Source organism: Streptomyces sp. DH12, assembly GCF_020873895.1.
Classification (GTDB): domain Bacteria; phylum Actinomycetota; class Actinomycetes; order Streptomycetales; family Streptomycetaceae; genus Streptomyces.
In genome coordinates, this window is record NZ_JAHWGT010000012.1 from 109,299 (window position 1) to 122,908 (window position 13,610).

The 13,610-nt window shown below is 74.0% G+C and carries 10 protein-coding genes; 1 reads left to right on the forward strand and 9 read right to left on the reverse strand.

The window, feature by feature from the left end; all coding sequences use genetic code 11:
* Positions 1–33: 33 nt before the first annotated feature.
* The 9 genes from LPA54_RS13535 to LPA54_RS13575 form a co-directional block, all read right to left on the reverse strand.
* Complete coding sequence (locus tag LPA54_RS13535; protein ID WP_228977180.1) at positions 34–669, reverse strand: hypothetical protein; 636 nt, start codon at positions 667–669, stop codon at positions 34–36.
* A gap of 49 nt (positions 670–718) precedes the next feature.
* Entirely contained in the window at positions 719–2,863 is a 2,145-nt protein-coding gene (locus tag LPA54_RS13540) for a DUF6571 family protein (RefSeq protein ID WP_228977182.1), read from the reverse strand.
* A gap of 8 nt (positions 2,864–2,871) precedes the next feature.
* Positions 2,872–3,294, reverse strand: a complete 423-nt coding sequence (locus tag LPA54_RS13545) for a hypothetical protein (protein ID WP_228977184.1) — start codon at positions 3,292–3,294, stop codon at positions 2,872–2,874.
* A 184-nt stretch (positions 3,295–3,478) separates the two neighbouring features.
* Positions 3,479–5,785 carry a xanthine dehydrogenase family protein molybdopterin-binding subunit gene (locus LPA54_RS13550; protein WP_228977187.1) on the reverse strand — a complete coding sequence of 769 codons (2,307 nt, stop codon included), beginning with the start codon at positions 5,783–5,785 and terminating at the stop codon, positions 3,479–3,481.
* Positions 5,782–7,398 carry a 2Fe-2S iron-sulfur cluster-binding protein gene (locus tag LPA54_RS13555; RefSeq protein ID WP_228977189.1) on the reverse strand — a complete coding sequence of 539 codons (1,617 nt, stop codon included), beginning with the start codon at positions 7,396–7,398 and terminating at the stop codon, positions 5,782–5,784. Before LPA54_RS13555 ends, LPA54_RS13550 begins: the two co-directional genes overlap by 4 nt.
* Positions 7,395–8,288, reverse strand: a complete 894-nt coding sequence (locus LPA54_RS13560) for a xanthine dehydrogenase family protein subunit M (RefSeq protein WP_228977191.1) — start codon at positions 8,286–8,288, stop codon at positions 7,395–7,397. The genes LPA54_RS13555 and LPA54_RS13560 overlap by 4 nt, the downstream gene beginning before the upstream one ends.
* A gap of 506 nt (positions 8,289–8,794) precedes the next feature.
* Positions 8,795–10,498: a beta-N-acetylhexosaminidase gene (locus LPA54_RS13565; RefSeq protein WP_228977193.1), complete on the reverse strand. Its 1,704-nt coding sequence runs from the start codon at positions 10,496–10,498 to the stop codon at positions 8,795–8,797.
* A gap of 243 nt (positions 10,499–10,741) precedes the next feature.
* Complete coding sequence (locus LPA54_RS13570) at positions 10,742–11,038, reverse strand: DUF3039 domain-containing protein (RefSeq protein WP_228977194.1); 297 nt, start codon at positions 11,036–11,038, stop codon at positions 10,742–10,744.
* Positions 11,039–11,068: 30 nt separating this feature from the next.
* On the reverse strand, positions 11,069–11,629 hold the full coding sequence (locus tag LPA54_RS13575; RefSeq protein ID WP_228977199.1) for a YqgE/AlgH family protein: 561 nt from the start codon (positions 11,627–11,629) through the stop codon (positions 11,069–11,071).
* A 387-nt stretch (positions 11,630–12,016) separates the two neighbouring features.
* Here LPA54_RS13575 and murA point away from each other — a divergent pair, with 387 nt between their 5' ends.
* Positions 12,017–13,357 (forward strand): UDP-N-acetylglucosamine 1-carboxyvinyltransferase, encoded by a 1,341-nt coding sequence (gene murA, locus LPA54_RS13580; RefSeq protein WP_228977200.1) that lies wholly within the window; start codon positions 12,017–12,019, stop codon positions 13,355–13,357.
* The last annotated feature ends 253 nt before the right edge of the window (positions 13,358–13,610 follow it).

Sequence of the window (13,610 nt, forward strand, 5' to 3'; positions counted from 1 at the left end):
GCTTTCTCCCGCCCACCAGGAGGGAGCCCCGGCTCAACCCTTGCCGGGCTTGACCACGGGCTCGCCCTGTAGCGGCTTGTTCTCGCACCCCAACACCTCGACGGCCTTCTGAGCCATGAGGTACGACAAGGCCACGTGCTGGACGTCCCACTCCCTCTGGGGACCCTCACGCGGTCCCCCGGTGAGGGACACCCATCCGATCATCTGCGCCCGCCGCGAGGCATCACGCAATTCTCCCCGCATCACGCAGGAGAAGCTGAACTTGGCATCACCTTCGTTCGCTTCGGCCGGAAGGCCGTTCACCACATAACGGTTGGCATTCCTCAGCGGGCGTCCGGCCACCCTCCCCTCCTCAGGCGTGGCCCACTGAAGCATGGTGCGCACCGATGCTTCGGATCCACCCGTCACAGAGCCACCCGGAGCGTTCTGAAACAAGCACAGATGGGAAGGCAGTGCCTCTCCCCCGGGCTCCATTCTCCGAAGCGCTTCCCCTAGACGATCTCCGAGGTCGGAGGTCCGCTTGAGAATCGTGGTCCTGACCGTGTCGGTATCAAGCATCTTTTGCACGGCACCCTGTTCCGCAGAACTCGAGGGAAGCTGACACAGGTAGTCGTCGGCAAGCGCCTCCTTCTCGCCACCCCCGCTACACGAGGTCACCAGCAGAGTCATACCGACGAACAGCGACGCAACACGTGCACTCCTACGCTGAGGGCGGCGGTTACAGATGGTCGGAAACGGCAGTCCGCCCAGCCGTGTACCCATCATTCGCACTGTTTCTCGCCCCCTTGAAAGCTCCCTCGTTCGACATGTTTCTGTCCGTAGCCCACTGATCGAGCAACGCGTTGGTGCCGTCCATGAGGTTCCCGTAGTTCCTGCTCGCGTCGGCTTTGCCTTGCTGCTCGGCTTCGGCGGTCACGTCCTTGACCCAGTCATACTTAACGCTGTCGATCAACGCTCCACCAGCCGTTCCGACGATCGGGATCTCACCGATCAGTCCGTTGGCTCCGATCGCCGAGTACTCAGCCGTGTCCTCCGCCCATTCGATCTTCTCGTCCTGCTTGTCCCGATACACGTCGGCACCGATCCCGTTGAGGGCACCCATAGCCGCGCCGATATCCCGTGCCCGATCGTCCCAGTCCGAGCTTCTGCCATGCGTCTTGTCCCCGTGATACTCCGGCGCGTTGGCGAGCTGATCGGCGGCGTAAGCGCGCTCCGCCTCGTACAGCAAGGCATAGGAGGGCGCGTCGTCGGCGATGCCGCGCATCACCCGGACCAGGCTCGCCTGCCCGACTGCCAGGTGCGCCTTGTCCCCGTCTACGTGGATGGACTCGCTGCCGCCGACGCCCCCGAGGCGGGATTCCTGGCCGCCCAGGATCAGGTGGGTGTCCGCCACGTAGTCCGCGAGTGCCCTGGCCATCGGCTGGCGGAGGTTCTCCAGGTGCTCGGGGAACTCGTCGCCGCCCGCGTCCTTGTCCAGCAGGCGGATCGCCTCGTGCATCACCCGGGCCTGGCCCTCGGTGTGGGGGCCGGGAGGGCCTAGCTTCTCGCCGGGTTCGTGGCCCGTCGCGGCGGCCTGGATCGCGGCGCCGAGGCCCGATGCCTGGTACGGGTCCGCCAGTTCCCTGGGCGTCCCGTACAGCGGCGCCATGTACGGGGTGCTCCACTCGCGTTCGGTGAGCAGGTACTTCAGGTGGTCGTTCTTGTTCCCCTCGGCGGCCGGGTCGAGGAAGTACTCCGCCGCGGCCGGGTCCTTGCTCATGGCCTTCAGCAGGCCGTCCAAGGGGTCGGTCACGAGGTTGGGGCGTTCGACGTCGTGGGCGTGGTCCCAGATACGGGGGTTGGCCTTCTCCGTCGCGATGACGGCGTCGCCCATCTCGTTGAGGAACTGCTTGCCGTACCCCTCGCCGTGCGACATCAGGGTCGCGAGTGCCTGGTATCCGCGCAGGGGGGTGGTGCCGCCCCAGGAGTCGTCGCCGAACGCCTTGAGGCCGTCGACGAAGGGGCGGTACGCGTAGCTGTTCGGGTCCTTCGTACCGGAGGCGAGCGTCGAGGCCAGGCTCGTGTTGATGGACTCGTGGAGCTTCCGGTCGGCGGCCGACGCCCCGCGCTCGTGTGCCGCCAGGTTCATCTGGTCGGACAGCAGGACGGTCTCCTTGGCGCCCAGCGAGTGCAGGAACGCCTCGCTGAAGTGCTTGTCGCCGGAGTTGTGGCGGACGAGGTCCTCGAACTCCCGCAGCTCCTCCGGCGTGGCCTTCCCCGCACGGATCTTCTCGGCGAGGACGGTGGCGGCCGCGGCCTCGATGTCGCCGACGGGCCTGGCGTTGAACCCGAAGGGCGAGGTGCCGTCCGACGCGGTCTCGCTGATCAGGGCGCGCTTCACGTACTCGTCGAAGTCGCCGACCGCCTTCACCGCGTTCGTGATGTTCCTGGTGTGGGACTGCTCGACCTCACGGAGGTCCGGTTGGTGGCGGACGCTGTGCGCCGTGGCGGCGTCGACCTTGCTGAAGTCGTACGTCGCGACACCGCCTTCGGAGACCTTCATGCCGGCGGCGACGGCGTCGGCCACGGCCGACTTCAACCGTGCCTGCAGCCGTACGAAGGTGCCATGGGCGTCGCGGAGGAGGGATTCCACGGCGCGGGCCTGCTTCTGCGCCGCCGCGTACTCCCGGCTCGTCACTCCCAGCGGCTGGAGGGAGGCGTCGGCGCTCAGCCCGCGCCACTCGGTCCCGACGGAAAGGCTCCGCACCCCCTCGTCGAAGGTGTCCGCCAGCGGCTTGTACTTGGCCGCAGTCGTCTTCCAGCTGTCGGCGGCGCTGGTGAGGACGGAGAAGTCCATGTCCAGGATCTGCTGGTAGGTCGGCACGGCTCCCCCTACAGACCCGAGATGTTGGACTGCGGTCGCCGCAGGCCGTGTCCGACGTCGAGGTCGGTGCCCAGCAGTTGGGTGGCCGCGTTGCGCAACTGGGTCTTGTTCGTCACCAGTCGTCCCACGAGGCGGTTGACCTGGTCCTCCCACTTCTCGTGTGCCTTCTGCAGGCCGGCGGCCGTGTCCCAGCCGGCGAAGGCCCGCGCGGCGGCGCCCATCGCCTCGTCCACGGTGTCCCCCGCCTCACGCGTGGGCTTCTCCAACCGCGTCTCGATCGTGTCGGCGAACGCCCGCTTCCTCGCCGGCGCGGACTTCAGGTCCGCCGTACCGCCGCCTCCCGCCTCGGGCGGCAGTCGGTTGAGCCTCATGCCGGTCCGCCGCTCCGCCGCTGCCTGCTTGAGACCGCCCCACTCGTCCTCGAACGACACGTCCGCCCCCTTTGATCCACTGCGGCCTTCCACCCTAGATGTTCCGTGAGCCGCCAGCCGCAGGGCTGCCCGCCCACCGGCGCGGTGTCGCGGCGTGGATGACCGGAACCGCGCGGCCACCGGCCGGATCCGTGCGTGCCGACGGGGGGGCGACCGCGGTGGGCGCGGGTGCCGTGTGCCGGGGCTACGGGGTGGTGACCACCGCGGACTGGGGGCGGATGGGGAGGCGGTTGACCGGGCGGCCCGTGGCGGCGCGGACCGCGGAGGCGATGGCCGCCGGGGACGTCACCACCGGGACCGCGCTCGCGGCCTTCGCGCCGAACGGGGCGACCACGTCGCGTTCCTCGACCAGTCGGACGATGTGGATGTCCGGGGTGTCGAGAGCCGTGGGGAGGGCGTACCCCGTGAGGTCGGGGTGGCGGACCAGGCCACGCGGGGTGCGGAGGTTCTCGGTGAGGGCCGCGCCCAGGCCCTGGGTGACGCCGGCCTCGATGCGGGTGGCGAGCTGCGCCGGGTTGAGGACGCGGCCCACGTCCTGGGCGACGGCCAGTTCGACGACGCGGACGGAGCCCAGCTCCACGTCGACGTCGACGACCGCGCGGATCGCGCAGAACGCCAGGCCCACGAACGCGTCGCCCTGCCCGGCCTCGTCGAGCGGTTCCGTCGGGTGGGGGCGGCACTGGGCGGTGGCCCACAGCTCCTTGCCCTCCAGCGCCTCGGCGACCGTCGTCGACAGGACGCCGTCGTACGAGGTGATCTTGCCGTCGGCGATCTGGAGGAGCTCCGTCGACATGCCGAACTTGTGGGCGAGGGGCTGGAGGAGCTGGGTGCGGACCATCTTGGCGGCCCGTTCCACCGCCCCGCCCGACACCCAGGTGTGCCGGCCGTGCGTGGCGGGGCCCGCCGGGGGCTGGTCGGTGTCCACGGGCGCGACCTGCACGTCCTCCACGCCCAGGACGTCCTGGACGATCTGGCGGGCGAGGGTCGTGAAGCCCTGGCCGGTCTCGACCGCCGCGCACAGCACCGTCGCCACGCCGCCTTGGACCTTGACCGTCGCGGTGGACACCTCGTCGGTGCCCTCGGCGCCCAGCATGTGCACCATGCCGAGGGCGTAGCCGACGCCGCGCCGCACCGCGCTGGGTTCGCCGGCGCCCTCGGGGCCGCCGGGCAGGAGCCAGTCCTCCTCGGCGGTGTCCATGGGCAGCGGGGGCAGGGGGTACTCGCGTACGGCTTCGAGGAGTTCGGCCACGGGCGCCGGGCAGGTGACGGTCTGGCCGGTGGGCAGGAGGTCGCCGGTGGCGAGGACGTTGCGCAGGCGCAGTTCCGCCGGGTCGAGGCCGAGCTTCGCCGCGAGCTTGTCCATCTGGCCCTCGTACGCCGCGCACACCTGCAGGGCGCCCTCGCCGCGGACGTGGCCGGAGGGCGGGTTGTTCGTACGGACCACCCACCCCTCGACGAAGGCGTGCGGCACGACGTACGGGCCGCAGGCGAAGGCGACGGCCGCGGCGAGCGTCTCGGCGGACGAGTCGGCGTAGGCGCCGCCGTCGAGGAGGATCTGCGCCTCCACCTTCACCAGTCGGCCGTCGGCGTCCGCGTGGTGGCGGTAGCGCAGCAGCGTGGGGTGGCGGTGGGCGTGGCCCAGGAACGACTCCTCGCGGGTGGCGGCCAGCTTCACCGGCGCGCCCGTGCGCAGGGCGAGCAGGCCGAGCGGGATCTGGAAGCCGGGGTCCTCGCGGTCGCCGGTCGCGCCGGGGACGCCCGTGACGACGAGCTTGACCCGGTCCGGCGGCAGGCCGAAGCAGGCGGCGGCGAGGTCCCGGTCGGTGTGCGGGTCGGTGGAGGCGGTGTAGATCTCCACGCCGCCGTCCGGGCGGGGCACGGCGAGGCCCGCTTCGGCGCCGATGGGCGCGGGGTCCTGCCGGCCGATGCGGTACAGCCCCTCCACGATGACCTCGCCCGTCGCGTCGGGGTCGCCGTAGCGGAGGGGGATGTGCCGGATGAGGTTGCCGTCGGGGTGCAGGGGCGGCGCGGAGAACGCCTGCTCGGGGTCGGTGACCGGGTCCAGCACCTCGTAGTCGACGATGATCGCCGCGGCGGCCAGGCGCGCGGTGTCGGGGTGGTCCGCGGCGACCGCCGCGATGGCCTCGCCGTGGTGGCGGACGAGGTCGGCGGCGAAGACGGGACGGTCGGCGACGGTCCGGCCGTACGCGGTGTCGCCGGGCACGTCGGCGTGGGTGACGACGGCGCGCACGCCGGGCATGGCCGCGGCGGCGGACGTGTCGATCGACCTGATGCGGGCGTGGGCGTGCGGCGAGCGGAGGATCGCCGCCCACAGCAGGCCCTCGGCCCACAGGTCCGCGGCGTAGGGGAAGGTGCCCTCCGTCTTGGCGCGGGCGTCGGTCGGCGTCAGGGACGTGCCGAGACCCTGGCGGGGCTGCTCCTGCGGGGGGGCGTCGACCGCCGGGATGGCGGTGGCCGCGTCGTTGCTCACGCCGTTCCTCCGTCGTGCGCGTGGGGGAGCTGGTGCGGGATGCGGACCTCGCGGTGGGGCTCGTCGGTGCCGCCTGCGGAGCCGCCGGTCCGGGGGGCTGCCTGGCGCTCGGCGACGACCTCCCGTACGGCCCGGAGGGCGCCCTGGTAGCCGGTGCAGCGGCACAGGTTGCCGGAGAGGGCCCGGCGGGCCTCCACGTCGCTGGGCGCGTGGTTGCCCTCCAGCAGGTCGTGCACGGTCATGGCCATGCCCGGGATGCAGAAGCCGCACTGGACGGCGCCGCAGCGGGCGAGGGCACGCTGCACGTCGGAGGGCTCGCCGCCGGCGGCCAGGCCCTCGACGGTGCGGACCTCGCTGCCCGCGGCGGTCGCGGCGGGCACCAGGCAGGAGGCGACGAGCCGCCCGTCGACCTGGACGTTGCACGCGCCGCACTCGCCCTGCGAGCAGCCGTCCTTGGCGCCGGCGAGGCCGAGGCGCTCGCGCAGGACGTACAGCAGGGACTCGCCGATCCACGCGTCGGTGACGGGGCGGTCGGCGCCGTTGACGCGCAGGACGTACGAGACGTGCGGGTGCTCGTCGCCGGGCGCGACGGGGACGGGCTGGGCCTCGGTCGCCGCTGCCGGGGCCGCGTCGGGGGCCGCGTCGGGCCGGTCGTCGGGGGCCGCGTCGGGGCGGTCGTCGGGGGCGGTGCCGGGGTCGGTGGGGCCGTCGGGGGCGGGGGCTTCGGTGCTCGTGGAGCCGGGGTCGGCTGCCTCGGCCGGGGGCTCCGCGGCGGCGGCCCCGGCGGTCGGCGCCGGGGCGGTGGCCGGGGTCGGCTCGGTGGCGTCGCTGCCGGCGGCGGCGTGGTCCGGTGCGGCGTGGTCGGGCAGGGGGTGCCCGGGTGCGTTGAGGTCCGGCGCGGCGTGGTCGGATGCGGCGTGCTCGGATGCGGCGTGGTCGGGCTGCCCCGGCGCCTGTCCGGCGGGCGCGGTCCCGTCCGGGTGCGGTTCCGGCGCGGCGGGGTCCTGCGGGCCGTGGCCGGTGCCGTGGTCGGTGCCGTGGCCGGTGCCGTGGTCGGGGAGGTAGGCGGTGCCGTGGTCCGTCGCGTGGTCGGTGCCGTACGCGGTGCCGTAGTCGGTGCCGTACGCGTACCCGGCTTCCGGTGCCGGCCCCTGCGGCGGCGCGGCCGGGTCCTCCGCGGGCTCCGGGCGGGCGGGGACCGCCCAGGGCGCCGCGGCGCCGCCGGGCAGCGTCGCCGGGGCGGTGCCGTCGGCCCAGGCGGGCAGCGGCCGGTCGCCGCCCTGGCTCTGCGGCGTCCCAACGTGGTACTCGCCGGACTCCTCGGGCAGGTCACCGCGGGCGACGGGCACGGCCCACTGGCCGGTCGGCTCGGAACCGCCGGTCGGCGCGGGGTCGGCGGGCAGGGCGTCGTGGAAGTTCCACTGCGCCGTGGCGTGCGGGTCGGGGATGTGCGGCGGTACGTAACCGTGTCCGGGGGCCTCCAGCGGGACGCCGTCCAGGCCCACGTCGGGCGGGAGGTGGACGAAGGCGGTGGCGTCGCCGTCGTACTCCCCCTGCGGGGTCGGCTGCCAGCCGCCCCGCTGCTCCGGGTTCCCCGTCTCGTCGGTGGTCACGACAGCGCCCTCCCCAGTGCTCGTCGGGCCAGCACGGAGACCGTGCGGCGCAGTTGCAGTACGGCGGGCGGCAGCGGGGGCGGCGCCTCGCCGTCGGCGGCCGGCGGCTGGTCCGGGACGCACGCGGCCGCGACGTACTCGCCGAACGCCACCAGGGCCTCCGGCGTCAGCCCCCGCTCGCCGTCCCAGTCGACGAGCGAGGCGATCCAGTGCTCCGCCTCCAGCGGCCGCAGCGGCATCGGGGCGATCGCGCCGACCGCGCAGCGCACCGCGCGGCGCGCCGGGTCGAGGACGACCGCGACCGAGGCGAGGGCCCGGCCCGGTCCGGTCCGGCCGGTCGCCTTGAGGAAGACCTGCGGGGCGTGCAGCAGCGGGACGCGGACGAAGGCGACGAGCTCGCCGGGCTGGAGCATCTCGCGGCCGGCGAGGAGGTGCGAGACGGGCACCTCGCGGCCGCCGGCGGGGCCCGCGACGACGAGGTCGGCCTCCAGGGCGGCCAGGACGGGCAGGGAGTCGCCGGTCGGCGCGGCGGTGACGACGTTGCCGCCGAGGGTGCCCGCGTTGCGGATCTGCGGCGGTCCGGCCGCGCGCGCGGCCGCGGCCAGGGCGGGGATGAGCGCGGCGAAGTCGGGGCGGCCCATGCGGGCGTGGGTGAGGCCGGCGCCGAGGAGGGCGTGGCCGTCCTGGTACTGCCAGCCGCGCAGCTCGTTGATGCGGCCGAGGCCGACGAGCCCGGCGGGGCGCAGCCGGCCCTTGTTGACGGCGGCCATCAGGTCGGTGCCGCCCGCGACGGGCACGGCGGCGGGCATGGCGGTGAGTGCCGCCACGGCCTCGTCGAGCGAGGTCGGCAGCGTGACGGAGTGCGCCGTCCGCGGTGCGTGCGTGGTCAACCCAGCTGCCCCTTCCCGGTGTCCCGGCTGTCCCGGCTGTCCCGCCTGTGTTGCCGTACCGTACGTGCTCACAGCCCGGACGTGGAAACTGTGGCACATCTTCGGGGACGACCGGCGCGAGGGTCCGCGAAGGACGGATCCGCCCGCGACCTCCCGTGACCTCCCGGGACCGCGCGGATGGTGCGGTTTGCCCGCTTTTCGAGCGCGGGGGGGTGGCCAGCCCCGCAACCTCCGCGCGCGGATGGCTCCTGACGGACTCTCACCGGTCGGGTGGCGGGTGCGGTGGGGGGCCGTTTCCGGACACGTGGGTCGTACCGCCACCGCGGTGGTGGGTGCGGCGGGGCCGCTCGGGCTCACCTCCTCGGGGTCGGCGGGCTCGGGTCCCGGTCGAGGGCACCCGGCCTTCCCCGCCGACCCCTGCGGGGGCGAACCCGCCCGACCCCGCCTCCCGTCCCCGGACGCGTGCGGGTCGTGGCGGGCGGCCGGGCGCGGTCCGGCTCCCGGCGTCACACGTTCGGGGGCGCCCCCTCGATCGGGCGTCCGACCACCCCGGGGCGCCGCTGCCAGGGCGCCGGCCCCCCGGGCGGGCGGTAGGCGACGCCGAGCGCGTCGAGGCGCCGGTAGTGGGTGGCCATGCGCCGGGTGAAGTCGGGGAAGTCCCGGTCGGCGGGCGCGGGGAGGGTCGCGGTCCAGACGGCCTCGGCGAAGGCGGCGAGCCGGGGGAAGGTCTGGTAGTCGACGCGGGATCGGCTGTCGAGGACCTCGGTCCAGACGTTGGCCTGCGCGCCGAGGACGTGCGCGGCCGCGTCGGCGGGCAGGCCGGGCGGCAGCGGGTCGAAGCGGTACACGTCCTCCAGGGTGCGGACGTACCCGATGGGCACGGGCTCGTCGGGGCCGGCGTCCTGGCGGTGGTCCAGGTACACGTGCTGCTCGGGACACATGACGACGTCGTGGCCGGCCCGCGCGGCGGCCACCCCGCCCGCGTACCCGCGCCAGGAGGAGACGGCGGCGCCGGCGGAGAGACCGGTGGGCAGCGCGCCGGGCGGCGCCGCGGCCGGGTACGGGTGGGCCGGGCCGCCCTCCAGGATCTCGTCCCAGCCGATGAGGCGCCGGCCGCACGCGGCGAGCCACCGGTCGAAGTGCCGGACGAACCACGCCTGGAGGCCGTCCTCGTCGCCCACGCCGAGTTCCGCGACGCGGGCCCGCGCGGCGGGGGACGCCCGCCACTGCCCCTTGGGGCACTCGTCGCCGCCGACGTGGACGAACGGGGAGGTGGCGGCCGGGAAGAGGTCGAGGACCTCCTCCAGCACGCCCTCGTAGAAGCGGAGGGTCTCCTCGGTGGGGGCGAGGACGTGCGGGCTGACGCCCCAGGTGTCCCACACGCCGAGGGCCGAGGTGTCGACGACGTCGGTGTTGCCCAGGTGCGGGTAGGCGGCGATGGCCGCCTGCGAGTGGCCGGGCAGGTCGATCTCGGGGACGACGCGGACGTGCCGGTCGGCGGCGTACGCGGCGATCTCGCGGAGGTCGTCCCGCGTGTAGAAGCCGCCGTGCGGGGTGTCGTCCCACAGGGGTGAGGCGCGGTGCCCGCGCTTCGTGCGGGGGCGCCAGGCGCCGACCTCGGTGAGGCGGGGGTGGCGGCGGATCTCCACGCGCCAGCCCTGGTCGTCGGTGAGGTGGAGGTGGAGGACGTTGAGCTTGTGCGCGGCGAGGAGGTCGATCTGGCGCAGCACGTCGTCCTTGGGCAGGAAGTGCCGGGCCACGTCGAGGAGGAGTCCGCGCCAGGCGAAGCGCGGCCGGTCCTCGATCCGCGTGGCGGCGACGCGGGGGGACGTGCCGGGGCGCACGGGGGCGCGACGGAAGGCGTCGGGGCCGAGGAGCTGGCGGAGGGTCTGGGCGCCCCAGAAGACGCCGGCCGGGTCGCCGCCGGTGATGTCGACGGACCCGTCGGCCGTGGTGGTGAGCCGGTACGCCTCGGGGCCGAGGCCCGGGTCGAGTCGGAGGGCCACGACGCCGCCCGGGTCGGGGGCGCCGTCCGGGCCGGGGGGCGCGGGGGGCAGGGGGAGGCCGAAGGCGGCGCCGAGGGTCGCGCGCAGCCAGCGCTCGGTGGTCCCGGTCCCCGGCGCGGCGGCGAGCACGGTGGAGGCGTCGAGCACGGCGTCGGCGCGGTCCGGGTGGCGGGTGTGGGAGGCGGGTGCCGGAATGAGGTCCATCACGTCGACCCTCCAGGGCGTTGCATCGTGTGCAACGGACGTTTCGCAGCGGACAACCGGCTGGAGCCTAGGCCGGGCCGCCGACCGAGGACAAGGTCGCGGACATGCGAAGGGCCCCCGGGGCGGCCGCGCACACGTGGTGCGCCGCCGCTCTTCCGGGGGCCCCGCACGGCTCCGGCGGAGGCGGGTGGACCGGTGGGCTCGAAGGCCGAGGTCCGCGGGCCGTCGCCCGCGGACCGCAGGCTACTTCTTGTCCTTGCCGCCGCCCTTGCCCTTGTCCTTGTCGCCGCCCGCGCCCATGGACTCGTAGATCTCCTTGCACATGGGGCAGACGGGGTACTTCTTCGGGTCCCGGCCCGGTACCCACACCTTGCCGCAGAGCGCCACGACGGGAGTGCCGTCGAGGGCACTCGCCATGATCTTGTCCTTCTGGACGTAGTGGGCGTAGCGCTCGTGGTCGCCGTCGCCGTGCGACACCTGCGGTGTCGGCTCTACGAGGGTCCCCGTACCTGCCCCGCGCTCGGGCTCGAGAGTGCTCATAACAGCCAAGGGTACTCACCCGGCGGGGCTTCAGTTCAGGCTCGGGTCGTCCGGATACGTCGCGATCATGGCGAGTTCGCTGCGCTGGCGGCGCAGCACCGCGCGCCAGAGGCCCTCGGGGTTCGGGGAGGACACGTCGCCCGGTTCGGACTCGACCACGAACCAGGCGCCGTCGCCCAGCTCGTCCTCCAGCTGGCCGGGCCCCCACCCCGCGTACCCGGCGAAGATCCGCAGGGAGCCGAGCGCGGGCCCGAGCAGCTCGGGCGGGGTCTCCAGGTCGACCAGGCCGATCGCGCCGTGGACGCGGCGCCAGCCGAGCGGACCCTCGTCGCCGGGGATCACGGCGAGGCCGAGCGCCGCGTCGAGCGAGACGGGGCCGCCCTGGAACACCACGCCCGGCTCGCCGGCGAGGTCCGCCCAGGGCTCCAGGATGTCCCCGACGCCGACCGGCGTGGGCCGGTTGAGGACCACGCCGAGCGAGCCCTCGTCGTCGTGGTCGAGCAGCAGCACCACCGCACGCTCGAAGTTCGGGTCGGCCAGGGCGGGGGTGGCGACGAGCAGCCGCCCCGCGAGCGAGGACACCTCGGTCATGCCAGACATGATCCCGCATGCGGGCCGCCCGCGGGGCGCGGGCGGGCCGGTCGGCCGAAGGGGTGTGGCGCCCGGGGGTGCGCGGGGAGTGGCTCCCGGAGCGCGTGGGGGGTGCCGGGGACGTGCCGCCCGGAGCGCGGGGCGGGGTGCCGGGTACCTGAGGGAAGGCGTCCGGACACGGTCCGTACGCGGCTCGGGACACAAACGGACGGTGACCGTCCGCAAGGCCCGGAGAACACAGGGTGTTGTGGCGAATTCATTACACGCTCCTCCGCTCCCCACCCTTACGGGGCAGGGGTGGAAGCGCCTTACCCTTTTCCCTGGCCCTTGCCCGACCCACCCCCGCGCTCCGCCCGGGGGCACACTCCCGACCGGAACGCGAGATACATGACCGGCACAGACGATGTACTGCTTGTCCACGGCGGAACCCCGCTGGAGGGCGAGATCCGCGTCCGCGGCGCGAAGAACCTCGTGCCCAAGGCGATGGTCGCCGCACTGCTCGGCAGCGGGCCGAGCCGGCTGCGCAATGTGCCCGACATCCGTGACGTCCGGGTGGTCCGCGGCCTGCTCCAGCTGCACGGCGTGACCGTGCGCCCCGGTGAGGAGCCGGGCGAGCTGGTGATGGACCCGACGCACGTGGAGTCCGCGAACGTCGCCGACATCGACGCCCACGCGGGTTCCTCCCGCATCCCGATCCTCTTCTGCGGCCCGCTGCTGCACCGGCTCGGCCACGCCTTCATCCCGGGGCTGGGCGGCTGCGACATCGGCGGACGGCCCATCGACTTCCACTTCGAGGTGCTCCGGCAGTTCGGCGCGAAGATCGAGAAGCGCGACGACGGCCAGTACCTGGAGGCGCCGCGGCGGCTGCGCGGCACGAAGATCCGGCTGCCGTACCCGTCGGTGGGCGCGACCGAGCAGGTCCTGCTGACGGCGGTCCTCGCGGAGGGTGTGACGGAGCTCTCCAACGCGGCCGTCGAGCCCGAGATCGAGGACCTCATCTGCGTCCTGCAGAAGATGGGCGCCATCATCGCGATGGACACCGACCGGACGATCCGGATCACCGGTGTCGACAAGCTCGGCGGCTACACCCACCGCGCCCTGTCGGACCGCCTGGAGGCGGCGTCGTGGGCGTCCGCCGCGCTGGCGACCGAGGGCGACATCTACGTGCGCGGCGCGCAGCAGCGCTCGATGATGACCTTCCTCAACACCTACCGGAAGGTGGGTGGCGCCTTCGAGATCGACGACGAGGGCATCCGCTTCTGGCACCCGGGCGGCCGGCTGAAGTCCATCGCGCTGGAGACGGACGTGCACCCCGGCTTCCAGACGGACTGGCAGCAGCCGCTGGTGGTCGCCCTGACGCAGGCCACGGGCCTGTCGATCGTCCACGAGACGGTGTACGAGTCGCGGCTGGGCTTCACCTCCGCGCTCAACCAGATGGGCGCCCACATCCAGCTGTACCGCGAGTGCCTGGGCGGTTCCGACTGCCGCTTCGGCCAGCGCAACTTCCTCCACTCCGCGGTCGTCTCGGGCCCCACGAAGCTGCAGGGCGCCGACCTGGTCATCCCGGACCTGCGCGGTGGCTTCTCGTACCTGATCGCCGCCCTGGCGGCACAGGGCACGTCCCGGGTGCACGGCATCGAGCTGATCAACCGCGGCTACGAGAACTTCATGCAGAAGCTGGTGGAGTTGGGCGCGAAGGTCGAGCTGCCGGGCGCCACCACCGTCTGACCGGCCACTGCCCGGGCCCCCGGCCGGGGTCCGGGGGTCGCCCCCGGGCCGGCACAGCATGCAGAAGCCGGTGGAGTTGGGCGCGAAGGTCGAGCTGCCGGGCGCCACGACCGTCTGACCGGCCACTGCCCGGTCCCCCGGCCGGGGGTCCGGGGGTCGCCCCCGGGCCGGCACAGCATGCAGAAGCCGGTGGAGTCGGGCGCGAAGGTCGAGCTGCCGGGCGCCACCACCGTCTGACCGGCCACTGCCCGGG

Coding starts and splice junctions, on each gene's coding strand:
- LPA54_RS13535 (WP_228977180.1), bottom strand. CDS start 669: ATGACTCTGCTGGTGACCTCGTGTAGCGGGGGTGGCGAGAAGGAGGCG.
- LPA54_RS13570 (WP_228977194.1), bottom strand. CDS start 11,038: ATGAGCACTCTCGAGCCCGAGCGCGGGGCAGGTACGGGGACCCTCGTA.
- LPA54_RS13565 (WP_228977193.1), bottom strand. CDS start 10,498: ATGGACCTCATTCCGGCACCCGCCTCCCACACCCGCCACCCGGACCGC.
- LPA54_RS13575 (WP_228977199.1), bottom strand. CDS start 11,629: ATGACCGAGGTGTCCTCGCTCGCGGGGCGGCTGCTCGTCGCCACCCCC.
- murA (WP_228977200.1), top strand. CDS start 12,017: ATGACCGGCACAGACGATGTACTGCTTGTCCACGGCGGAACCCCGCTG.